The following is a 22,840-nucleotide window of genomic DNA, read 5'->3' as shown; positions in this document are numbered from 1 at the left end:
GGTCTTGCGCGGATCGGTTGCGTGCTACGCCTCTAACCGCGCGTTCGGGGCTAGGGAAGTAGTTGCAGTGCCGCATTCCACGGCAGCATCACCGCGCCGTGCCGGCCAGGGTAACCGGGAGCCGGCGCGATCGCCTCCATGCCCGGGAACGCCGGAATCGCGCCCTCCCCCTTCAGCCACACGCTGACCGCTTGGGCGGTATCGCGGATTTCGGCGACGGAGCGGCCGATGGCGTGGCGCGCAAAGATCGCCGCAGAAGCCTGGCCGATGGCGCAGGCCTGGCTGCGCAGACCCACTTGCGTCACCGTACCGTCAGCGTCGAACAGCAGCCCTATCTCGATCGTGCTGCCGCAACTGGGCGATCGGGCCCGCGCCGTCGTGGCGAACCGGGCATCCAGCGGGAACCCCGCCAGCGCGGTCGCCAGTTCCAGAACTTGCGGGGTATAAAGGGTGGCGGTGGCCATGGGCTCCTTTACTCGCCGCTGGGCGATGTGTCCGGATCGCTATCGGCGTCAGCGGCGTCCTCGCCCACCAGACCCTGCCGCCGCCGCTCCGCGATCATCTTGACGATCGCCTCGCTGCTGGCGTTGACGAAGGGATAAGTGCGCGCCTTGGTGATCCATTCCGGCCGCCCGTCCGGGCCCCAGACGGTATCGTAGCCCAGTACCAGCACCGAAAAGCCCAGCGCGACGATGATGATCCCCTTCACCGCGCCGAACCCGAAGCCCAGCACCCGGTCGACCGGGCCGAGCAGCGACTGGCGGCTGCGCTGGCCGGCCCAGCTCGCCACCAGCTTGACGGTGGCATAGGGCACCAGCAGCAGCAGCGCGAAAGCCAGTACGGCCGCACCCGATTCCGTGCCGACATAGCCGGTCAGGAATTCGCTCAGCGGCGTATGCAGCATGCGGATGGCGAAGATCGCGAACAGCCAGGCGGCAAGCGCCAGCACTTCCTGCACGAAGCCGCGCAGAAAGCCGGTGATGGCGGTCAGGCCCACGAAGAGAAGGACGGCGATGTCGAAACCGGTCATGGATGCCGCAAGACTACTCATGCCCGAGAATCCGGTCAACGAGGTTGGGCAGCATCGCAAGTCCCGAAAAAGTCATGCCCGCTTCCGCTCCCGCCCCAGAAACGGGGCCAAAACCCCGCGCAAAGCCAAGCTTGGCCGATTCGCGCTGTCGGATCGGTGAATGCGCGACCGGCCGGATCTCGCCCGCCAGCGACACTTCGCCGAACCACACCGCATCATTGGCCAGCGGCTTGTCACCCAGCGCCGAAACCAGCGCTGCCGCCACTGCAAGATCAGCGGCCGGATCGGCCAGTCGATACCCCCCGGCGACGTTGAGGTAGACTTCGGCGTTGGAGAAGTTGAGGCCGCAGCGCGCCTCCAGCACCGCCAGCAGCATCGCCAGACGGCCACTATCCCAGCCAACCACGGCGCGGCGCGGCGTTGCCCCGCTTTGCAGGCGCACGATCAGCGCCTGGATTTCGACCAGCACCGGGCGCGTACCCTCCATCGCCGGGAACACCGCGCTGCCCGCCAGCGGTTCGTCGCGGCCGGACAGGAACAGCAGCGACGGGTTGCCGACTTCAGCCAGCCCCGCCCCTTCCATCGCGAACACGCCGATCTCGTCCACTGGGCCGAAGCGGTTCTTGAGGCTGCGCAAGATGCGATACTGGTGGCTGCGCTCCCCCTCGAAGCTCATCACAACGTCCACCATGTGCTCCAGCACGCGGGGCCCCGCGATCGAGCCGTCCTTGGTGACATGACCGACGAGGATCAGGGTGACGCCGTTCTCCTTGGCATAGCGGATCAGTTCGAAGGCGCAGCCGCGCACCTGGCTGACGGTGCCGGGTGCCCCTTCGATCTGGTCGGAATGCATGGTCTGGATCGAATCGATTACCAGCAGCGCGGGCGCGTCCATTTCGCCCAGCGTGGTCAGGATATCGCGGACCGAAGTGGTCGATGCCATGCGCACCGGCGCGCCGGACAGGCCCAGCCGGTCCGCCCGCAGACGAATTTGCCCGGCCGCTTCCTCGCCGCTGATGTAGACGACTTCGCCCCCGGCGCGGGCGATGTGGGCGCTGGCCTGCAACAACAGGGTGGATTTGCCGATGCCGGGATCGCCCCCCATCAGGATCGCCGAGCCGGGCACCAGCCCGCCGCCCAGCGCCCGGTCAAATTCGGCAAGGCCGCTGGTGCGGCGCACCGGCATCTCGCCCGGCGCGTCGAGCGGTTCGAAGCGGATCGAGCGGCCGCCGGTGGAAAGATCGTGCTTGGCGGAAAACACCGTCTTGGGCGTGTCCTCGACCAACGTGTTCCATTCGCCGCAATCGGCGCACTGGCCCTGCCAGCGGGTGCTTACGCTACCGCAGGATTCGCAGACATATCGGCGTTTGGGCTTGGCCATGCGGCTTTCGGTAACGGGAACAAGTCAGGAACGCAATGGTCGCATTCCATCACGCGCGCAACGGACAGACCTGTGGATAACCTGTGGAAAAATGGTGAACGGGCGCGGACAAATACCGCCGGGCCCGTCCGTGTAATCAGTCGACGTCGACGCCCGGCAGCGGCGGAACCGACGAATGTGGCACATCGCTGTCCGCCTCGTGCACCTCGACCAGGCCGCGACCGACATGCGAACGGCTGCGACTGTAGCCGTAGTAGATCGCCAGACCCAGCACGCCCCACACCGGCAGCACCATCTTGGCGTCGAACGGCAGCAGGAAATAAAGCGAGACCGTGCCGATGATCGCCAGCGGCGCGGTGATCCAGATCAGCGGGGTGCGGAACGGCCGCTTGCGGTTCGGTTCTGTCTTGCGCAGCACCAGCACCGCGATCGCCACCATGAAGAAGGCGAACAGCGTACCCGAATTGGAAATGTCCGCCAGCTTGCCCACCGGCAGGAACGCCGCCGCCACGGCGACGAACACACCGGTGATGCCGGTAACGATATGGGGGGTCTTCCACTTGGGATGGATGGTGGCCAGCTTTTCGGGAAGCAGGCCGTCACGCGCCATGACGAAGAAGATGCGGGTCTGGCCGAACAGCATCATCAGGATCACCGAAGGCAGCGCCATCCCGGCCGCCAAACCGATCACTCCGCCCAGCTTCGTCCAGCCGATTTCCTTGAGGACATGCGCCAGCGCTTCCTTGGAGCAGGACAGCGGCTCATGGCCTGCCTTGGCCAGCGCGGCGCACTGGTTGGCCAGTTCGACCGAACCGGGGGCGAGCACTTCACCGCCGGGACCGGTTACCGGCTGCGCGCCGATCGCGCCGATCGCGCCGCCGGCCACCAGCAGGTAGAACACGGTGCAGATCGCCAGGCTGCCGATCAGACCGATCGGCACGTTGCGCTGCGGGTTCTTGGTCTCTTCCGCTGCGGTCGATACAGCATCGAAGCCGACATAGGCGAAGAAGATCGAAGCGGCGGCACCGCCGACGCCGATGATGCCCCAGCCGTTCGGCGTAAACGGCGTGAAGTTGGGCCCGTTGTTCAGATATTTGGCGGTGGCGAAGACGAACAGGCTGAGCGCCGCCACCTTGATGGCGACGAGCGCGGCGTTGACCTTGGCGCTTTCCGAGGTGCCGATCATCAGCAGCCAGGTCACCAGCAGGCCGATCACCAGCGCCGGCAGGTTCAGCAGCCCCCCCGCGAACGGCCCGTTGGCGAAAGCATCCGGGATGGTGATGCCGACATAATCGCGCAGCAGGCCGACGAAATACCCCGACCAGCCGACACACACCGCCGATGCGGCGACGGCATATTCGAGGATCAGCGCCCAGCCGACCATCCACGCCAGCACTTCGCCCATCACCGCATAAGTGTAGGTATATGCCGAGCCCGAGACCGGAACCATCGAGGCGAGTTCGGAATAGCACAAGGCCGCGACCGCGCAGACGAAGCCGGCGATCACGAAGCTCCACATCATGCCGGGCCCGGCCTTCTGCGCCGCTTCGGCAGTCAGCACGAAGATGCCGGTGCCGATGATCGCGCCAACGCCCAGCAGAGTCAGTTGCACAGGTCCCAGCGAGCGGTGGAGGGATTTCTTCTCTGCCGTCGCCAGAATGGCGTCGAGCGGCTTCACGCGTCCGAACATGCAGTGGTCCCCGGGTAACTGCGCAACAAGACGGGGAGGCTATAGCAGTGCAGCCGCTTGGCAAGACCCTAGCTTGCCGGTGTCCCCGGCTTTGCCTAGAACCCTTCCCATGTCCACTACCTTCCAGCTCGACACCGCGACCAGTCGCGCCAATCCCACCCCCGCACCGATGAAGCGGCTGACCGTCCCCGCCATCCGTCGCCGCAAGAAAGACGGCGTGACGGTCGAGCCGATCGTCATGCTCACCGCCTACACCGCGCGGCAGGCCCAGTTGCTTGATGCGCACTGCGATCTGCTGCTCGTCGGCGACAGTCTTGGCCAGGTGATCTACGGCCTGCCGTCCAGCGTCCCGGTGACGCTCGACATGATGGCCGCGCACGGCGCAGCGGTGGTGCGCGGCAGCTATCATGCCGTCGTCATCGTCGACATGCCGTTCGGTGCCTATGAGCAATCCCCGCAGCAGGCCTTCGAGAGCGCGGCGCGGCTGCTCAAGGAAACCGGGTGCGCCGGGGTCAAGCTCGAAGGCGGGGCGGCGATGGCGGAAACGGTCGCCTTCCTCACCGCGCGGGGCATTCCGGTGATGGGCCATGTCGGCCTGACGCCGCAGGCGGTCAACCTGCTCGGCGGCTACAACGCGCGCGGGCGCAGCGATGCCGAAGCCGACAAGATCGTTGCCGATGCCAAGGCGCTCGACGACGCGGGCGCGTTCGCCATCGTCATCGAAGGAGTCGTGGAACCGATCGCTATCGCCGCCACCCAGGCGGTCGCCTGCCCGACGATCGGCATCGGCGGCTCGGCCCTGTGCGACGGGCAAGTGCTGGTGACCGAGGACATGTGCGGCATGTTCGATCGGGTCCCGCGCTTCGTGAAGCGCTACGCAGATCTCGCCGGGCTCATTTCGGGCGCTGCCGGGAGTTATGCCGCAGAAGTCCGCGCCCGCACCTTCCCCGGCGTGGAACAGACCTACCAGCCCAAGTAGCCAGGAGGGAGCCCTCCCGTTCGCATCGAGAAAGCCGCGCCTAACCCGCCGGCTTCAGCGCAGCATAGGCGGCAGCGGTGATCGGTGTGCCTCCGGTCATGGCACGGGCCTTGGCGAGCAGGTCGGCGGCTTCGTTGCCGCGCTGGCCCTGCCGGGCGAGGGTGTAGGCCAGCGCCTGCGCCGCCAGCGGGCTGGCCCGCTGTAGGCGGTAGGCGGTCAGGGCATCGACCTCTCCCTCCTGCGCATCGCCGCTTCCGGCGGCGAGGACGGCAAGGTCGGAGAGAAGCTGCACATCGCGCTGGCCACCGTTGTCGCGCAGCCAGCCGAGGATTGCGCGGGCGCGGGCAGCATCTCCGGCACCCAGCGCCAGCCACGCGGCGGCGCGCAATCCGGCCCGGCTTGTCGGATTCTCACGCAGATAGGCGTCGACCAGCGTGCCAGCGCCTTTCAGATCGCCCGAGAGCACCATCGCTTCGAACCGGCGCTGGAACAGGCTCTCGGGCATCCGTATCTGCGCAGCGGTGGCATAGAGCGCCTCGGCACCCCTGGCATTGCCGAGCGCAAGCTGGACATCGCCGGCGATGGCGGAAGTATCGTAGAAGCCGGGATCGCGGGCACGATCGGCTTCGGCAACATCCGCCGCGCCGTGCGCGCGGCCCTGACTCAGGAGAGCACCGGCCTCGCTACCCAGCGAATCGACCCGCAGCACCGCCCGCACCGGCAATGCGGCGCGATCGAGCAACGCACCGGCCTTGGCCCGATCACCCAGCGCCTCGTAAGCGCGGGCCACGGTGGTAAGGAGATAGGGCGAGGCATCTTCGCGCGCCAGATCGGGCGCAAAGCGCAGCGTCGCATAGCGGTACTGGCCACCTAGATAGATCGCCCGCGCCAGCAATTCGCGTGCCTGCTGGTTGTCCGGCCGCGCCTGCAACAGCTTTTCCAGCGCTTCGGACGAGGCCGAATAATTGCCCGCCGCCAGCTCGACGACGCCGTGCAGCAGCATCACGCCCGGAAGCCCGTCCAGCCTGCCGCGCGTGCGCCCCAGCAGACTGCGCGCGATTGCGTAGTTGCCGGCACGGGCGGCCAGCACCGCCTGCAGATAGAAGGCGCGCGGGTTCTTCGGCTTGAGCTGCAGGACCCGCCGGGTCAGCGTCAGCATTTCGGCATTGCGCCCCAGATCGCCCAGCGTCGCGGCGTATTCCAGAAGCACCGGGACATCGTCCTTGTCGCGCATCAGCGCCCGCTCGAACCACGGCGTGCCCGCCGCCAGGCCATAGCGATCGCGGACCAACTGCCCGCCGAACTCCAGCGCGCGGACGTTGCCGGGGCCAAGCTGCAAGGCGCGCCGGGCGGCGTCGATCGCCAGCGCGTGTTCGCCCCCGGCATAGCGCAGCCTGCCGATATCGACCCACAGCGTCGGATCGTTCGGCGTCAGCGCCAGAACCTTGTCATAGGCCCGGCCGGAGGCGGGAAGATTGCCGTCCAGCTTTTCCAGCGCCGCCAGCGCCCGCCAGCCCGCTGCGGCGGATTGGGGCGTGAAATCGTGGCTGCCGAGCCAGACGCGGGCCTTGTCGGGGTTTTCCTGAGCCAGATAGGCCTCGCCCATGTAGGCGGCGACCTGTTGCCGGTTCGCGCCTTGCTGCATGGCGGCGCGCAGCTTCATTTCGGCATCAATGCCGTCCCCGCGCGCAATTGCCGCGCGTGCCTCGTCGACCAGCTTCTGCCGTCCCGGCTGGTCGGCCAGTCCGGCCACGGCGCTGCCCGCCAGCGCCAGCAGGCCCAGGGCAGCCCCCGCCGCCTTCATCCGGCTGCGCCTGCGCGCGGCGGGGTCAGGATTGCAGGTCGTACTGTTTGAGCAGGTCATAGAGCGTGGGCCGGCTGATACCGAGCATCTTGGCGGTGCTGGAAATGTTGCCTTCGCTGCGGGCCAGCGCGTGGCGGATCACCTTGCGATCGGCGGCCTCGCGCGCGGTCTTAAGGTTGAGCGCGTTGACCACTTGCTGGTCCGGCTCGCCCAGATCGAGATCGGCGGCGCTGACCAGCTTTTCGTCGGCCATGATGACGGCGCGTTTCACCCGGTTTTCCAGCTCGCGCACGTTACCGGGCCAGCCCCAGGCATCGATCGCGGTCAGCGCTTCGGAAGAGAAACCGCGCACGCGCGGGTTCATCTCGCGCGCATAGCGGGTGAGAAATGCCTTCGCGAGCAAGGTGGCATCGCCCGGACGCTCGGCCAGGCTGGGTATCTTCACGACGATTTCGGCCAGGCGATAGAACAGATCCTCGCGGAACCGCCCGTCCCGGATCATCGCTTCCAGATCCTGATGGGTGGCGCAGACGATGCGGGTATCGACCGGGATGGATTCGCGGCTGCCGATGCGCTCGATCACCCGTTCCTGCAGGAAGCGCAGCAGCTTGACCTGCAACTGCAGCGGGATGTCGCCCACCTCGTCCAGGAAGAGGGTGCCCCCTGCCGCCTGCTCGATCTTGCCCTGGGTGGTCTTGACCGCGCCGGTAAACGCACCCTTCTCGTGCCCGAACAGCTCGCTTTCAAGGAGGTTTTCCGGGATCGCCGCGCAGTTGATCGCCACGAACGCGCCTTTGGCCCGATCGCCCGCCTCGTGGACGCCGCGCGCCAGCAGTTCCTTGCCGGTCCCGCTCGCGCCCAGCAGCATCACCGAAACCTTGGTGTTGGCCACCCGCTCGATAGTGCGGGCCACCTTGATCATCTCGGGCGCGGCGGTGATCATCCGCCCCAGCACCTTGTCGTCCTTCTCGATGCGGGCGGCGAGCCGGCGGTTTTCCTCTTCGAGCCGATGGACCTGCAAGGCCCGGCGCACGATCAGCCCCAGCACGTCGATATCGACGGGCTTCTGGTAGAAATCGTAAGCGCCGCGCGCGATCGCCTGCAATGCGCTCTCGCGCGCATTGTGGCCGCTCGCCACGATCACCTTGGTGTCGGGCTTGAGCGCCATGATCTCGTCCAGTACGGCGAAGCCTTCGGAGGTGCCGTCCGGGTCCGGCGGCAGGCCGAGATCGAGGGTGACGACATCGGGCATCTCCGCGCGCAGCAGGGTCAGCGCGCTGGCGCGGTCGCCCGCGATCATCACTTCGAAGTCCTCGTAAGCCCACTTGAGCTGGGCCTGCAGGCCGGCATCGTCCTCGACGACGAGCAGCTTGGGGCGGGTCTCGGTCATCACGCTACTTTCTGGTCTTCTGGAATGGTCGGGTCGACGAGCCGGCCGGGAGCGGCGAGCGGCACCCGCACGACGAACCGCGAGCCCAGCCCTTCGCGCGATTCGACATCGAGCCGCCCGCGCATCGCCCGCACCAGTTCGCGCGCCTCGAATGCGCCGATGCCGAACCCGCCGCTCTTGGTGGACACGAACGGCTTGAACAGTCGCGTGCGGACGAATTCGGGCGACATGCCGGACCCGGCATCGATCACCTCGAACCGCGCGGCAAGGCCGTCGGCGGTCAGCGAGACGAACACCGGGCTGTCCGGCCGGCTGGCGTCGATGGCGTTCTGGACGAGATGGACGAGCACCTGCTCCAGCGAATGCGCGTTGGCGGTGATCGCCAGCGGTTCGCACTGCGTCAGCACGACCTGCGGTCGCGCGTGGAACCGCTGCATCACCGCGCGGACAACCTGTTCGCCGGCCACTTCCTCCAGCTTGTCCACCGCGCCGTTGCCGTAGCGTGAAAGCCGCGCGATCAGAGCGTTGAGCTTTTCGGATGAGGCCCGCAGCGTCACCAGCATGTCGGCGCGGAATTCCGGCTTTTCGGCGTGCAGTTCGGCATTGCGCGCGAGCAGGCTGAACTGGCTCGCCAGGTTCTTGATATCGTGCATCACGAAGGCGATGCGGCGGTGGAAATCGTCGAACCGGCTGGCTTCGGCCAGCGCTTCCTGACTCGCATTCTCGGCGAGGTAGCTGGCGAGCTGCTGGCCGATGACCCGCAGCAGATCGAAATCTTCCCAGTCGAACTTGCGGACCATTTGCGGCCGGGCCAGCACGACCAGGCCGACAAGCCGCTCGTAATGGACCAGCGGCACCAGCGCCCACGCGCGCGTCTCCGCCAGGAGCCACGCGGGAACGGTCAGCCCGCCGCTCATCTCGCGCTCGGCCGCATGGCCTTGGGCGCGCCAGTCGTCGAGATCGGTGATGAAGTTGGTACGCTCGAAGAAAGTCGTCGCCGCAGCCGAGATGGCACCGGCCGGAATGTCGATGTCGTTCCAGTTCCACCGCGCCGCCAGCGTCAGGTCACCGTGTTCACCGGGGCACAGCAGCAGCCCGGCGGGGCTGTCGGTGACGTCGGCCATGGCCTGCACCACGCGCTGGCCCAGCGGCATCGCCTCGGCCCCGCCGCTACCGATGGTCCGGGTGAAGCGCAGCCATTCCTCGCGATAATCGTAGCGGTGCTGGAAGAAGTGCTTGGCCAGCATGACCTTGAGCCAGCCGCGCACCCGGCGCGACGGCAGCACGACCAGCGCGATGGCGCTCGCCAAGGTCAGGAATGCCAGCTCGATCAGCCGCGCGAAGTTGCCGCCGGCATAGGACAGCCACTGCGCCACCGCGACCATGGCCACGAGATAGAAGCCGATGACCAGTAGCGAGAACGTCTGGAACGTGACCGCGCGTGACGGGCGGATGCGCAAGTCCTCGGCATTGCGCGCCGCCGCCATGGCGAAGAACCCCGCCAGCGCTATCGCGGCAAGGCCGCGCAGCGCGGCGATCTCGGCCGGCCAGTGCGCGGCCAAGTAGGCGATGGTGTAAAGATTGAGGTCGAAGGCCCAGAGCCCGGCCAGCCCGATGGTCGGCCAGCGCAGTGCCGGGCGCGAATCGCGCGACGCGCCGGCGTAGAGGTTATGGACCAGCACCAGCCCGCCCACCGTCACCAGCAGGCGGAACATCACGTTGAATTCGAAGGCGATGCGCTGCACCTGCTCGTTCATGCCCACGCGCGACAGGCTGAGCTCGATCCCGAAGTGGAGCAGTTCGACGAAGACCAGCGCGTAGATCACCGGACGGATCGGCGCGAGGCTGGAATTGCGGCCATCGTCGGCGAAGAGCTGGTATATCACCACCAGCCACGACAGGTTGCGCGCGCTTTCCGCAAACGTCACCAGATCGCGGCCCGGCGCGCCGATCGGCAACGCCGCGATCGCCAGGCACCACAATGCCGTAATGGCGAGCGCGCACAGGATGCCGGGGCCGACATCGCCGAACCGGTTGCGGCGCGGCCACAGCCATAGCGCCAGACTGGCCAGCGCAATGGCACCGGTCAGGTCAAGCGCGACGCCCAGCTTGCTCCAGAACAGGCCCGGTGCATGCATCATCAGCGTGCGCCCTCGCTCCACAGCACCACGCGCAGGGTCTGGAGGATGATGAGCAGGTCCAGGAACGGGGTGTAGTTCTTGGCGTAATAGAGGTCGTATTCCAGCTTGTTGCGGGAATCCTCCAGCGACGCGCCATAGGGATAATTGATCTGTGCCCAGCCGGTGATGCCCGGCTTCACCATGTGGCGCTCGGCATAGTAGGGCAGATGCTCTTCGAGATCGGCGACGAATTCGGGCCGCTCGGGACGCGGGCCGACGAAGCTCATCTCGCCCTTCAGCACGGACCACGCCTGCGGCAGCTCGTCGATCCGGACCTTGCGGATGAACCGGCCGATGCGGGTGACGCGCGGATCGTTCTCCGCCGCGAACTGCGCCCCGTTGACCTCGGCGTCAGTGCGCATGGAGCGCAGCTTGAGGACGTTGAAGTTCTCTCCAAACAGGCCCACGCGCTGCTGGCGATAAAAGGCCGGCCCCTTGCTGTCGATCTTCACCAGCAGCGCGAACAGCAGGATCACCGGGGCGGTCAGCAGCAGCAGCAGCCCGCTCACGACGATATCGAAAATCCGCTTGGCCGCGCTCGACAGTGCCCGGCCGGAAGAGAACCCGTCCGAAAAGATCAGCCAGCTCGGATTGACCGTATCGAGATCGACGCGGCCGGTCTCGCGCTCCAGGAAGCTGGAGAATTCGTTGACGTGGACACCGGCGGTCTTGATCCGCAGCAGGTCCTTGAGCGGCAGCGCGTTGCGGCGCTCTTCCAGCGCCAGCACCACCTCGCTGACGCCCAGGTTCTCGACATAGCGGGTGAGGTTGTGGATCGCCGAACGGGCAATGGCTTCTTCCACCATCGGAGCCGCCTCGCTCATGCCGATATAGCCGACGATGGCGAAGCCGCTTTCCGGCCGGTTACCTAGATCACGCAGCCGCTGGGCGCGCCGCCCCGCCCCCAGCACCAGCACCCGCCGGCGAAACGCAGACGTGCCGAGAAAACCGCTGAGCAGCGCCCGGTTGAGGATGAGAAGGACGATGACGATCGCCATCGAATAGGCGAGCGTCGAACGCCAGAACGTCTGCCCGCGCACCAGAAAGTCCACGAATGACAGGGCGATGACGCCGAGCGAAATCGCCACCAAGAGCCGCGCTGCGGCAAAGCGGATGGAGCGCAGGGCATCGGTCCCGTAGACCCCGACCGCCACCATCGCCATCACGATCACGGCGGCAAAGGCAGCATGCGCCCCCATGCGCGAGGTGAACTCGCCCGCCTCCATCCCGATCTGGCCGGCCCGCAACCGCCACGAAATCTCGTTGGCGCAGACCAGCAGCAGGACATCGACCAGCCACAGCAGGACGACCGAATGCGGGATATAGTGTTTGAACAGACGGATCATCGCCGAGAATTACCAACTTTCCTGGCCGTTTCCGGCGGATCGTTCCCTGCCTAGGGCAAAGGCGTAAAATGTCGGTAAATCTGACAGCGCCCCCTCCGCGCTTTTACGCGGTACCAGACGGATTTCGGGGCAAGATGTCGGCCCGGCTTACAGGTCGCTTGCAGAGGCCGTCGCGTGCGGTGACCGCTAGGCAAGGCCGTATTAACCATCCTGCCCGGCCAGAGAGTTAACCTGGGCGGCGTAAATCGACATCCCATGAAACGCGCGACGAAACGCCCGGCCGGGGGCAACCTCGGCATCTTCCGCCACTTCGCGGTCGGCACGCTGGTGCTCACCGGGGTGCTGGCAATGTTTGCCAGCGGCAATGACGCGCAAGTCCAGGCCTCGCAAGCCGCCGAAACCAAACCGGGCCCGGACAAGGTGGACCTTGCCGTTTCGGGCAAGGGCAGCAATTCCATCCAGACCGCCGAACACCATAGCTGGACCTACGTCGACAGCATGGGCCAGGGCGACAACATGGTCGCCAACGTATCGGGTGGCGGGAACCTCGGCGGATCGTTCAACAGCTACATCGACAGTGCCAGCGGCCGCGCCGGGGCAGTCAGCCAGGAGGTGGCGCACCAGATCGCCATGGCAAGCGCCGCCGACGCTGATCCCAAGCGCCGCAGACCCGGCGCGAAAGCCGAAACCGCCGCCCCGCCCAGCGCCGACGAGATCGCCCAGATGCTCGCCCAGTCCCGCGCGCGATCGGGCTCCGGCGAAGGCCGCTGACACCAGAGCGCCCGCGCAACTTCGTCACACCTATCCGCCCTTCTGCATCAGCCGCATCGCCGTAGACGTCAGCACTTGGGCACCGGTGGCGATGACCTTTTCCGCTTCGGGAGCCCAGAACGGGCTATGGAGCGACGGCAGCGGTGCCCCGCCGGCGGCTGCGGCGGCCATCTTTTCCGCCGGCACGCCGCCGACCCAGAAGATCACCGACTGGATATGATCGGTATCGGCCCGCCGGTATTCCCCGAAATCCTCGCCGCCCATGACTGCGGGAGAGACCGAGACGCGGTCCGCCCCAAGCTCCGGAGTCAGCCAGTCCAGCGCCTTTTGCGCCAGCTCGGGCGAATTCCAGGTGGCACGGGTGTGCGGGTCCTTGACCGTCACTTGCGGCATCAGCGCATCGGGCAGTCCGGCGGCTATCGCCTCGCCCCGGGCAATGCGGGCGATGCCGTCCAGCAAGCCTTGGCGCGTCTCGTCGGAATAGCTGCGCACGGTCAGTTGCAGCCGCGCTTCGTCGGGGATGATGTTGTGCTTGGTGCCGGCATGGAACGCTCCGACCGTGACCACCACCGGATCGCCGGGATCGCGCTCGCGGCTGACCAGGGTCTGCAGCCGCATGACGATGGCACTGCCCAATACGATCGGGTCTTTCGTGGTCTGCGGATAGGCTCCATGCCCCCCGACGCCGTGGACGAGCACGTCCACTGAATCGACATTGGCAAGCGCCCAGCCCTTGGCCGCCGCGACCGTGCCCGCTGCCAGCGAGGCCGAATCGTGGATGGCCAGCGCGAAGTCCGGCTTGGGAAATCGGGTGTAGAGCCCTGCCCCCAGCATGCCGAGTGCGCCGGTGCCCACTTCCTCGGCCGGCTGGCCGATCATCACCACCGTCCCGGACCACTGCGCCTTGCGCGCCGCCAGTTGCCGGGCGGTCTCGATCCACGCGGTCATGTGGGTATCGTGGCCACAAGCGTGCATCACCCCGCTTTCCACGCCGGCGGATGACACCGCGCGCCGGGTGGAGGCAAAGGCCAACCCGGTCTGCTCCACCACCGGCAGGCCGTCCATGTCGGTACGGATCAGCACGGTCGGCCCCGGCCCGTTGCGCAGCACCGCGACCACTCCGGTTCCGCCCACTTTCTCGGTCACCGTGAACCCCGCCTTGCGCGCCGCAGCGGCGAGCACGGCGGCGGTGCGGAATTCCTGATCGCTCAGTTCAGGATTGGCATGCAGATCGCGATACGTCGTCATCAGGCCGGGCATGTCGGCGGCGATCGCTTCGGCCAGCGGCGGCGGGGCATTGGCCGCGGTGCCGGACAGCGGAATCAGGACGGCGAAAAGGCCAAGGGCCGGTGGAAGGATGCGCATCGCGACAGTCTATGGCGCGGCTGGCCGGGCGGCAACCGCCCGCAACCGACGAAACAGCGCCGCTCAAGTTTTTCTGACAGCGGCACAAGAAACCCTGATTGGAAAATCTCGATCAAATCAGTAGATATAAACCTGTCGGTGGGGTTCGCCCACCGGCCGCGGCTTTTGATGCTCGTCAGCTTGCTCCGCGAAACCAACCGCTAAAGCGCACGATACCCAGGTACCACGCTGGATTCGTGCTCCTTTGACAGGAGATACGAAAATGCCCTCAGTCTCGCCTCTGAACGCCCCCATCCCGCCTGTCCGATCGCGCGTGCTGCGCGCGGCCCGACAGCCGAACGACCGGCTCCCCCACCCGAGCTGGCGCGCGGCAACCGGCCATGCAGCCGCCATGTCCGGCCGGCTCGGTGGCTCCGCCCGCGATTTCTGGGAAAGGCTTGGCCTATAGTCCGCAACCCGTCTCGCGCGTGGAAAACCGCGCGCGAGACAGTCGCCCGGCTCGAAATCTCATGGCATATTCCTCTGCAGTGAAAACCGCTCTCATCATCCGTCACGTTCCCCACGAAGGGGTCGCCGGGTACCGCCAGCCGATTGAGGCTGCGGGTTACAGCGTGTCACGGGTCGATGTCACCGACCCCGAATTTTCCTCGCTCGACCTGCGCGAACCTGACCTGCTGATCATGATGGGCGGGCCGATGGGGGTCTACGAGCAGGATGCTCACCCCTGGATTACCTGCCAGATGCGCCGGCTGTCGCTCCGGCTGATGGCAGACCGGCCGACGCTTGGCGTATGCTTCGGCGCGCAGATGATCGCCGGCGCGCTGGGTGCCACGGTATATCCCGGTGCCACCAAGGAAGTGGGCTTCCACCCCGTCAGTGTCGATACCTCGGTGGCGGACAATCCGCTGAGCCATATCGATGCGGTGCCAGTGCTGCACTGGCACGGCGATACCTTCACCCGGCCGGATGGTGTCGAGATGCTGGGCTCCACCAGCGCTTACGATCACCAGGCGTTCCGGCGCGGGCGCAATGTGCTGGCGCTGCAGTTCCACGCCGAGATGGGCGAAGACCCGCGATTCGACGCCTGGCTGGAGCAGTGGCCCGATGCCGTGATCGACGCCGGCGGCTGCCCGTTGGCGCTGCGCGAAACCCACGATGCGCTGGGTCCGGCAGCCGTTGCAGCCGGGCGCGCCATGATCGGCGCGTGGCTTTCACAGTTGAACTGAGCGAAGTTGAGGCTGGTACGGGTGGTCGGACTCGAACCGACATTCTGATTACTCAGAGGCGGATTTTGAGTCCGCTGCGTCTACCATTCCGCCACACCCGCATGCCGGTTGCGGTCCGCCGAGCGACCGCATCAAAGCCTGCTGCCTGCGCCTATAGAGAGGCCTTTGCCCGATTTCTAGCCGTGAAGTGCACGCCGGAACACTTTCGCGATTGCCAAAGATCACAGCGCATCCTGTCTACTCGCCCCCTTCTTCGTCATCGCGAGCGACCGCAGGTCGCGCGGCGATCCAGGGCGGTCTGTACTGTCCTGGATCGCCGCGCGACCTGCGCAGGTTCGCAATGACGATTGAAGCCGACATGTCCGATCAGCGGAACCCGGCCGGGCACACGGCATTCGCGCCGGACACCAACAGGCACTGCCGAAAGGTCAATCCTTGAGCGCGTTGACCAGCAGCTTGTGCAGCCGCGAATGCAGCGCGTCGTTACCGGCGAGGATTTCCGTATCACAAACCGGTTGCGAGCGGCCCTTCCAGTCGGACACGAAGCCGCCCGCCTCACGCACGAGCAGGCCACCGGCTGCGGTATCCCAGGGCTTGAGATCAGCCTCCCAGAACCCTTCGTAGCGCCCGGCGGCAACCCAGGCGAGATCGAGCGCGGCTGAGCCGAACCGGCGGATGCCCGCCACGCTGGGTGCCAGGGCGTGATATATCCTGGTCCACTGGCCGGCATTGCCGTGGCCCTGGAACGGGATGCCGGTGGCGATCACGCTTTCATCGAGGTGGCGGCGCGAGGATACCCGCAGGCGTTTGTCCTGCAGCCAGGCGCCCCTGCTCTTTTCGGCCCAGAAGCTCTCGTCAGTGACCGGCTGATAGACGATCCCGGCGATGATATCGCCCCAGCCGCGTCCATCGAGGCGGGGCTCCTGCACCGCGATCGACACCGCGAAGTGCGGGATGCCGTGCAGGAAGTTGGTGGTGCCATCAAGCGGATCGACGATGAAGCGCGGCTTGTCGGGCTCGCCCTCGATCTCGCCGGCTTCCTCGAACAGGAAGCCCCAGCCCGGCCGCGCAACGCGCAATTCGTCCCAGATGATGCGCTCGGCTGCCTGATCGGCCTTGGACACGAAATCGGACGGGCCTTTGCGGCTGACCTGAAGATGTTCGATTTCGCCGAAATCGCGGCGGAGCTTGCCGCCCGCCTTGCGGGCCGCCTTCTCCATGACGCGGATAAGACCGGAAATGGCCATGAAAATCTGCTTTCTGTTCTATGCGGCCGAAGCCGGATCCGGCTCAGCGGCCCGCAGCACCTGGTGCGGGGGCAGGAGCGGGCGCGTTGGTCGGCCCGTTGTATCCACAGATGCGCACCAGCACGTTGAACACATCGTTCGGCTTGCTGCGATCCAGCTTTCCGGCGTTCTGGTTCATGATGGTATCGATGCCGGTGGCGATCTTGCCGAAAGGATTGCTGTAGATGCACCCCATCAGGGTCTGCTTGACCGGCTCGGGCACATCCTTGGCCTCCATCGCGCTGACGAAGACCTTGAAGTAGGCGACGGCGTGTTCCAGCGCTGCCTTGCCTGGCGCAGCAGCGGCTGCAGGCGCGGGCTTCTTGGCGGGCGCGGCCAGTGCCGGAGCAGTCGCCAGCGCCGCCGCAACGGCACCGGACAGAATGACGGGGATACGCTGCATCAATCGGCCTTTCGCAAGTAGCTGCGTTCGTAGACGTCGACGACGATGCGCGTGCCGCTTTCGATGTGCGGCGGCACCATCACGCGCACGCCGTTATCGAGCACGGCGGGCTTGTAGCTGGACGAGGCGGTCTGCCCCTTCACCACCGCATCTGCCTCGACGATGGTGGCTTCTACGTGTTCGGGCAACTGCACCGAGATCGGGCGTTCGTCCCACAGTTCGAGCAGCACCTGCATGCCGTCCTGAAGGAATGCGGCGGCATCGCCAAGCAGGTCGGCGGGGAGCTGGATCTGGTCGTAAGTCTCGATGTCCATGAACACGAGCTGTTCCCCTTCGGTGTAGAGGAACTGGAAATCCTTGGTGTCGAGGCGAACCTTCTCGACCGTGTCGGCGCTGCGGAAACGCACGTTGGTCTTGCGGCCGTCGATCAGGTTCTTCATCTCGACCTGCATGAAGGCACCACCCTTGCCGGGCTGGGTGTGCTGCGTCTTGGCCACCTTCCAGATGCCCTTTTCGTATTCCAGGATGTTGCCGGGACGGATGTCGACGCCGCTGATCTTCATGGGTTGAACCTTGCTATGGGAAAGAGCCTGACGGACCGGTGAACGGCCCGAAACGCCAGCGCCCTTAGCCGAGCAGCGACCGCGTTGCAATCGCCAGGCTGGCCGCCAGCGGCAAAGGGCATGTCGCAATATGGTGGAAACGGCGGTACGGCGGTGCTAGCAAGCGACGATGCGTTGCCCCCTGCCCATCCTGCCGCTCCTCGCGCTCGCGGCCACCACCGCTCCCGGTCTCGCAGCGGCCGATACGCCGCCGCCGGTGGCAGGTGGCCGGATCGGCACGCTGGCAAAGGGCAGCTACACCTGCGAGACGCCGGGCGACGTCACCGGCGCGGTCGGGATCGTGCAGAAAGACCTCGCGTTTTCGATCGTCAACGGCTCCAACTACAAGCAGAACGGCAAGGCCGGCAGCTATCTGCTGACCGACGATATCGTTACTCTTACCGGCGGCCCGCTCAACGGTTCGCGGTTCCGTCGGGTGTCCCGCGCGCGGCTGCAACTGCTTGACCTTGCGGGAAAGCCCAGCGCGGTGCGCTGCGTGCTGTCCGGGCCGATGCGCTAACCACTACGCCATGCAGCCATTGGCCGCGTCGATCATTCCTCCCAGCGCAAGGACAATGCTCGGGAGCCGGTAATGACGTCACGCCGTCGGGTCAGGATCGGCCTTCTTCACGATGCCGCCGACCTTGCCGATCCGGGGCCGAGCAGTTTCGACCCGGCGGAATGGATCGCCCGCGCCCTCGCCGATCGCGACGAAACGGCGGCCGAGGTCGAGCTGATCTATGCCTATGCGCTGGGGCTGCCCACTGGCACGGCGGAAGCGGTGGAGCGCGCCTTTCGCGAACTGGCCGATCAGGACGTATCGCTCATCATCGGCCCGTCTCTGGCCGATAACGCCATCGTCGCCACCGCGCTGGCGGACGACCTGCGCGTGCCGACGATCAACTGGGCTGACACCGCACGCGCCAGAGGTCGATGGATGTTCCAGTTGCCTACCGGCAGCCACGAACTTGAACCCGGCCTGATGATCGACCACCTCGCCGCGCACGGCGGCCGCAGCGTGGCGGTGCTGTACGAGCCCACACCATCCGGCACCCGCATGCTGCGCCATCTCCACACGGCAGCACAGGCAGCGGACATCGCCGCGACGACGATCGCGGCCAGTGGCGCGACGTCAGCCGAAGCGGCGGCTGCTATCGATACTGCACTCGGCGCTCAGCCCGATGCGCTGGTTCATCTTGGCACCGGCGGGCAGGCACCTGCGCTGGTGGCGGCATTGAAGCGCACCGACTGGCGCGGCCCCGCGATCATGAATGCCAGCGCGTGGGCCGCGCTGCCCCTCGCTTCCCGCCGCGACAGTGCGTGGTATCGCTTCGAGACGATCGGCGGCGGCAATCGGCTCATGGCCGATGCCGCGTTGCCGCCCGATGCCGATCCCGCGCTCTGCGCGCTTGGCCACGATCTGGGACGGATCATCGCGCAGGCGCTGGCGATGGCCGTAGAGCCCAGCCGCCTCGGCCTGCGCCACGCGCTGGATCACTTGCCCCCGCTGCCGGCGGCGATGGGTGGAAAGGGCACCACGCTGGGCTTTTCAGTGCAAGACCACGGCGCGCTGCACGGCAGCTTCCCCCTGCTGGTCGCTCCTGCAACCGAGGTGACCACCGGATAGCAGTCCAAGCAACCCGCTCAGTAAACCCCGCCCTGCTCCTCGGCGAAGTTTTCCGTCTCGACGTCAGACCCGCCGTTGGCGGCGGAATCACGGGCGGCTTGCGCGTCGCGGATTTCGGCGACCAGCGCGTCTCGGCGGCGGGTGAATTCGTCGACGGCGGTGTACTGGCGCGGTTCGGTATCGGCCTTGAAGGCTTCCCAGATCACGGCCGCCTTGGGATCGTTGCCCGGCTCCACGCCGGTGACCTGCTTGCCCGTTACCCGGTCGATCCGCACCATGCGGATGCCGCGCGGCGCGATCAGCGGCTGGTGGCTCCAGCGCGGCAGCGTGGCCTGCACCACGTCCTTGAAGATCGGGGCCGCGAACGTGCCGCCCTGCGCATATCCACCCAGCGACCGGGGGGTATCATAGCCGAGGTACACCCCGCCCACGTAGTCCTGGTTACCGCCCATGAACCACACGTCGGTCGGGCCGCTGGTCGTGCCGGTCTTGCCGAACAGCGGCAGGTTCAGATCGCGCAGCCGCACCGCCGTACCGCGCGTCACCACGCCCTCCAGCATGTGGACCACCTGATAGGCGGTTTCCGGGTTCAGCACCTGCTTGCCGACGCGCTGGATGCGCGGCATCGGCTTGCCGTCCCACTCGGCCATGTTGCACACATCGCACTTGCGGTTGTCCGACTTCCAGATGACCTTGCCGTTGCGGTCCTGAACATAGTCGATCAGCGAAGCCGAGTACTGCACGCCGTTGTTGGCGAGCGAGGCATAAGCGTTGACCATCCGCTGCACGGTCGTCTCGCCCGCGCCCAGTGCGAACGACAGGTATGCCTGATACTCGCCGATGCCGACGTTGCGGAACGTCCTGACCACCTTGGGCATGCCGGCTTCGTTGGCGATCCGCACCGTCATCAGGTTGCGCGACTGTTCAAGGCCCCAGCGCATGGTGTGGACCCCGCCGCCGCCCCCGCCGAAGTTGCGGAAGCACTTCTGACCGAGGTTAGCGCCCTGATAGACGCAGAAGGTGCCGTCCAGCACCTGGCTGGCCGGGGTCATGCCGTTATCCAGCCCGGTCGCGTAGACGAACGGCTTGATCGTCGATCCCGGCTGACGCATCGCTTGCGTGGCGCGGTTGAACGAGCCTAGCCCGGCATCGAACCCGCCCTGCATCGCCAGCACCCGGCCCGTCGCGGGCTGTTCCATCACCATGCCGCCGGCCACTTCGGGGATCGTGCGCACGCTCCAGGTGTCGGACGACACCGGCGCGGCGACGATCAGGTCACCCACCCGCGCGCGGTCGGGAATACCGGTCAGCGCCACCGTCTTGCCATCGGCAAAGCCGAGCTGGCCGGTGCTGCCCCCGGCGGACAGGATCACGCCGACGCGCCAGTCCTTGTAATCGATCGTCTTGCTGGCGACGATCAACTGGGTCTGCCAGTTCGTCATATCGTCGATATGGGCGATCGCCCCGGACCACCCCTTGCCCGAAGCATAGCGCAACAGCCCAGCGCGCAACGCATCGCGAACGGCGTCCTGCATTGGCATATCCAGCGACGTGCGTACCCACAGGCCGCCTGCGTAAACACTGTTCGGGCCGTTCTCGGCGGTCTCGCCGTAGCGGTCGATCAACTGCCGGCGCACTTCCTCGACGTAATAGCTGACAGCCGGGTTCCAGCTTTCCGACTGGCGCGGAATCAGCCCGAGCGGCTGCGCCTTGGCGTCCGCCGCCTCGGCCGGGGTCGCCCAGCCGTTCTTCACCATCTGGTCCAGCACGTAATTGCGCCGGGCAATGGCCTCGGGCTCGTACTTGGCGCGGCTGTACTTTTCGGGGGCCTTGGGCAGGATTGCCAGGAAAGCGGCCTGATAGAGCGCCAGATCGCCGACGTCCTTGCCGAAGTAGGCGCGGCTGGCAGCCTGGACGCCGAAACTTTGCCGGCCCAGCGGAATCTCGTTGAGATAGAGCTCGAGGATCTGCTGCTTCGTCAGCACGCCCTCGATCCGGCGCGCCAGAACCATTTCCTTGAGCTTGCGGGTGACCGAATACTCATCCCCGATGAGGATGTTCTTGGCGACCTGCTGCGTGATCGTAGACCCGCCCTTGGCGCGTCCGCCGCCGCCCAGCTTCGATACGTAATCGACCACGGCCCCGGCAAGGCCGGTGTAATCGACACCGCCATGGGTCCAGAAGGTCTTGTCCTCGGCCGCAAGGTAAGCGTTGATCAGCGGGCGCGGGAAATCGACGAAGCGCAACTGCACGCGCCGTTCCCGCGCATAGCTGTAGACGATCGCGCCATCACCGTCGCGCACGATGGTCGGCAGCGGCGGCTGGTATTTCAGCAGCGAGGACGCATCGGGCAGATCCTTGGTCAGGACGATCCAGAAGCCGGTGAACGCCACGAGCCCCGCCAGCGCCAGATAGCCCAGCCGCCGCAGCCAGCGGCGCGAACGCCAGGCAGCCAGCACCGCGCCCAGCATTCCGGCATCGCGGCGAATGCGGAACGAGCCGTCCCTGCCCTCGAACTCGCCGGCGTCGTCGCTGCCGTTCCGGCCGCCGTTATGGGGTGCGTCAGTCATCGGGGCACGCCTCTAGCACGGGGTATTCGGGCAAGACCAGACGGCATGGGTCACGCACCCGCTTTCCTGGCGAAAAACACCCGGATCGCGCGCGCCAGATCATCGGCGATCTGTGCCCGCCCGGCCCGCGATGTCAGGATGCGCGCGTCATCGGCGTTGTTGATATAGCCGGTCTCAAACAGGATCGACGGGATATCGGGGGCTTTCAGCACCGCCAGCGCGGCGGTCTGCACGGTGTCGCGGTGCAGACCCACGTTGCCCTGCAGTTCGCGCAGCAACAGTCTCCCCATCTGCGCCGACCCGGCCTGCGCGTTGCGCTGCGACAGATCGAGGAGGATCGCGCCTACGGCTGCGTCGTTGTTCGCCAGCGGCACGCCGTTCACCTGCCCCGCGCCGTTTTCCCGCGCGGCGATGCGCTGCGCCGCCTCGCTCGATCCCTTTTCCGACAGGACATAGACGCTGGCCCCGCGCGCGGTATCGTTCTCGGCGCTGTCGGCATGGATTGACACGAACAGGTCGGCGTTGAGCCGGCGGGCAATATCCGGGCGATCGGCCAGCGCGATGAAGCGATCGTTGTCGCGGGTCAGAGCCACGCGGATGCCGCCTTCCTCGACCAGCCGGTCGCGCACCGCGAGCGCCACGCCCAAGGCCACGTCCTTTTCGCGCAAGCCCGCATTGCCGGCACCGGGATCGAAGCCGCCGTGGCCGGCGTCAATGACGACCAGCGGCCGGCTGGAATCCGCCGGCCCCTCCACATCGGGCAAGTCCACCGGGGCGTCCGCGGAAGGCATGTCGAACCGGATTACGTAGCCATCGCCATCCTTCGCCATCCAGAAATCCCGGTTGACGGCGAACACCAGCGCCAACACCGCCAGCGGCGTGGCGAGTACGGCGAACAGGGACAGGCGGCGCGACATAGGCGGCCCCATCCCTATTGACCCATTCCGGTCCCGACAATCCGCACCGGCGCAGTTTCCCCCATTGAAGCGCAACGAAACGCTAACCATGTGGCACTAGAACGAAATCCGGCAATAAACTTGCCGCAGCGGACCATGAATGCTAGTCCGCGCAATTCCAGGTCGACAAGGCCCTCGCATCTTCCGTCCCGGACACGCCGCAGCCGCGGCGCCGGCGGATCGCCGGGCGATCGGACTGGTCATATGGCCGGTGGTTTCACCGGCAACCCACAG

General features: G+C 66.6%; 19 protein-coding genes and 1 tRNA gene. 5 read left to right on the top strand and 15 right to left on the bottom strand.

The window, feature by feature from the left end:
• Window positions 1–50: 50 nt before the first annotated feature.
• The 4 genes from IE122_RS05040 to IE122_RS05025 form a co-directional block, all read right to left on the bottom strand.
• A complete protein-coding gene (locus IE122_RS05040; protein ID WP_189620012.1) occupies window positions 51–464 on the bottom strand; it encodes an iron-sulfur cluster assembly scaffold protein in 414 nt (137 codons plus the stop codon).
• 8 nt (window positions 465–472) lie between these two features.
• Window positions 473–1,030 carry a CvpA family protein gene (locus IE122_RS05035; protein WP_189620011.1) on the bottom strand — a complete coding sequence of 186 codons (558 nt, stop codon included), beginning with the start codon at window positions 1,028–1,030 and terminating at the stop codon, window positions 473–475.
• A gap of 13 nt (window positions 1,031–1,043) precedes the next feature.
• A complete protein-coding gene (radA, locus tag IE122_RS05030) occupies window positions 1,044–2,411 on the bottom strand; it encodes a DNA repair protein RadA (protein ID WP_189620010.1) in 1,368 nt (455 codons plus the stop codon).
• A 136-nt stretch (window positions 2,412–2,547) separates the two neighbouring features.
• The gene (locus IE122_RS05025) at window positions 2,548–4,101 is read right to left on the bottom strand and encodes an amino acid permease (protein WP_189620009.1); all 1,554 of its coding nucleotides are present in this window, start codon (window positions 4,099–4,101) and stop codon (window positions 2,548–2,550) included.
• Between the two features lie 109 nt (window positions 4,102–4,210).
• On the opposite strand from IE122_RS05025, the gene panB reads away from it, so the two are divergent.
• A complete protein-coding gene (panB, locus tag IE122_RS05020; RefSeq protein ID WP_189620008.1) occupies window positions 4,211–5,080 on the top strand; it encodes a 3-methyl-2-oxobutanoate hydroxymethyltransferase in 870 nt (289 codons plus the stop codon).
• 40 nt (window positions 5,081–5,120) lie between these two features.
• On the opposite strand, the gene IE122_RS05015 is transcribed toward panB, so the two are convergent.
• From IE122_RS05015 to IE122_RS05000, 4 genes are read right to left on the bottom strand one after another with little or no spacing between them, the layout of a single operon-like run.
• Entirely contained in the window at window positions 5,121–6,884 is a 1,764-nt protein-coding gene (locus IE122_RS05015; protein ID WP_189620007.1) for a tetratricopeptide repeat protein, read from the bottom strand.
• Window positions 6,885–6,909: 25 nt separating this feature from the next.
• A complete protein-coding gene (gene prsR / locus IE122_RS05010; RefSeq protein ID WP_189620006.1) occupies window positions 6,910–8,274 on the bottom strand; it encodes a PEP-CTERM-box response regulator transcription factor in 1,365 nt (454 codons plus the stop codon).
• Window positions 8,274–10,415 (bottom strand): XrtA/PEP-CTERM system histidine kinase PrsK, encoded by a 2,142-nt coding sequence (gene prsK / locus IE122_RS05005; protein WP_189620005.1) that lies wholly within the window; start codon window positions 10,413–10,415, stop codon window positions 8,274–8,276. The genes prsR and prsK overlap by 1 nt, the downstream gene beginning before the upstream one ends.
• Window positions 10,415–11,800, bottom strand: coding sequence for a TIGR03013 family XrtA/PEP-CTERM system glycosyltransferase (locus IE122_RS05000; protein ID WP_189620004.1), 1,386 nt, complete (start codon window positions 11,798–11,800; stop codon window positions 10,415–10,417). The genes prsK and IE122_RS05000 overlap by 1 nt, the downstream gene beginning before the upstream one ends.
• Window positions 11,801–12,055: 255 nt before the next feature.
• Here IE122_RS05000 and IE122_RS04995 point away from each other — a divergent pair, with 255 nt between their 5' ends.
• Window positions 12,056–12,571, top strand: coding sequence for a hypothetical protein (locus tag IE122_RS04995; RefSeq protein ID WP_189620003.1), 516 nt, complete (start codon window positions 12,056–12,058; stop codon window positions 12,569–12,571).
• A gap of 30 nt (window positions 12,572–12,601) precedes the next feature.
• Here IE122_RS04995 and IE122_RS04990 read toward each other — a convergent pair whose 3' ends face one another.
• Window positions 12,602–13,936 carry a M20 metallopeptidase family protein gene (locus IE122_RS04990; RefSeq protein ID WP_189620002.1) on the bottom strand — a complete coding sequence of 445 codons (1,335 nt, stop codon included), beginning with the start codon at window positions 13,934–13,936 and terminating at the stop codon, window positions 12,602–12,604.
• A 527-nt stretch (window positions 13,937–14,463) separates the two neighbouring features.
• Here IE122_RS04990 and IE122_RS04985 point away from each other — a divergent pair.
• Window positions 14,464–15,162, top strand: coding sequence for a glutamine amidotransferase (locus tag IE122_RS04985; RefSeq protein WP_189620001.1), 699 nt, complete (start codon window positions 14,464–14,466; stop codon window positions 15,160–15,162).
• A gap of 13 nt (window positions 15,163–15,175) precedes the next feature.
• On the opposite strand, the gene IE122_RS04980 is transcribed toward IE122_RS04985, so the two are convergent.
• The 4 genes from IE122_RS04980 to efp all read right to left on the bottom strand — a co-directional run bounded on the left by IE122_RS04980 (window position 15,176) and on the right by efp (window position 17,414).
• Window positions 15,176–15,263, bottom strand: a tRNA-Leu gene (locus tag IE122_RS04980).
• 327 nt (window positions 15,264–15,590) lie between these two features.
• A complete protein-coding gene (locus IE122_RS04975) occupies window positions 15,591–16,409 on the bottom strand; it encodes an inositol monophosphatase family protein (protein ID WP_189620000.1) in 819 nt (272 codons plus the stop codon).
• Between the two features lie 43 nt (window positions 16,410–16,452).
• The gene (locus IE122_RS04970; RefSeq protein WP_189619999.1) at window positions 16,453–16,851 is read right to left on the bottom strand and encodes a hypothetical protein; all 399 of its coding nucleotides are present in this window, start codon (window positions 16,849–16,851) and stop codon (window positions 16,453–16,455) included.
• Window positions 16,851–17,414 carry an elongation factor P gene (efp, locus tag IE122_RS04965; RefSeq protein WP_189619998.1) on the bottom strand — a complete coding sequence of 188 codons (564 nt, stop codon included), beginning with the start codon at window positions 17,412–17,414 and terminating at the stop codon, window positions 16,851–16,853. Before efp ends, IE122_RS04970 begins: the two co-directional genes overlap by 1 nt.
• Before the next feature lie 169 nt (window positions 17,415–17,583).
• On the opposite strand from efp, the gene IE122_RS04960 reads away from it, so the two are divergent.
• Window positions 17,584–17,973 (top strand): hypothetical protein, encoded by a 390-nt coding sequence (locus tag IE122_RS04960; protein ID WP_229813771.1) that lies wholly within the window; start codon window positions 17,584–17,586, stop codon window positions 17,971–17,973.
• A gap of 72 nt (window positions 17,974–18,045) precedes the next feature.
• Window positions 18,046–19,080 (top strand): ABC transporter substrate-binding protein, encoded by a 1,035-nt coding sequence (locus IE122_RS04955; protein WP_189619997.1) that lies wholly within the window; start codon window positions 18,046–18,048, stop codon window positions 19,078–19,080.
• A 17-nt stretch (window positions 19,081–19,097) separates the two neighbouring features.
• Here IE122_RS04955 and IE122_RS04950 read toward each other — a convergent pair whose 3' ends face one another.
• Window positions 19,098–21,650 (bottom strand): penicillin-binding protein 1A, encoded by a 2,553-nt coding sequence (locus tag IE122_RS04950; protein WP_229813769.1) that lies wholly within the window; start codon window positions 21,648–21,650, stop codon window positions 19,098–19,100.
• Between the two features lie 50 nt (window positions 21,651–21,700).
• Window positions 21,701–22,567 (bottom strand): N-acetylmuramoyl-L-alanine amidase family protein, encoded by an 867-nt coding sequence (locus tag IE122_RS04945; RefSeq protein WP_189619996.1) that lies wholly within the window; start codon window positions 22,565–22,567, stop codon window positions 21,701–21,703.
• Window positions 22,568–22,840: the final 273 nt, after the last annotated feature.

This window comes from Novosphingobium colocasiae (assembly GCF_014652555.1).
Taxonomy (GTDB): domain Bacteria; phylum Pseudomonadota; class Alphaproteobacteria; order Sphingomonadales; family Sphingomonadaceae; genus Novosphingobium; species Novosphingobium colocasiae.
This window is presented reverse-complemented; position numbering and strand designations above follow the sequence as displayed.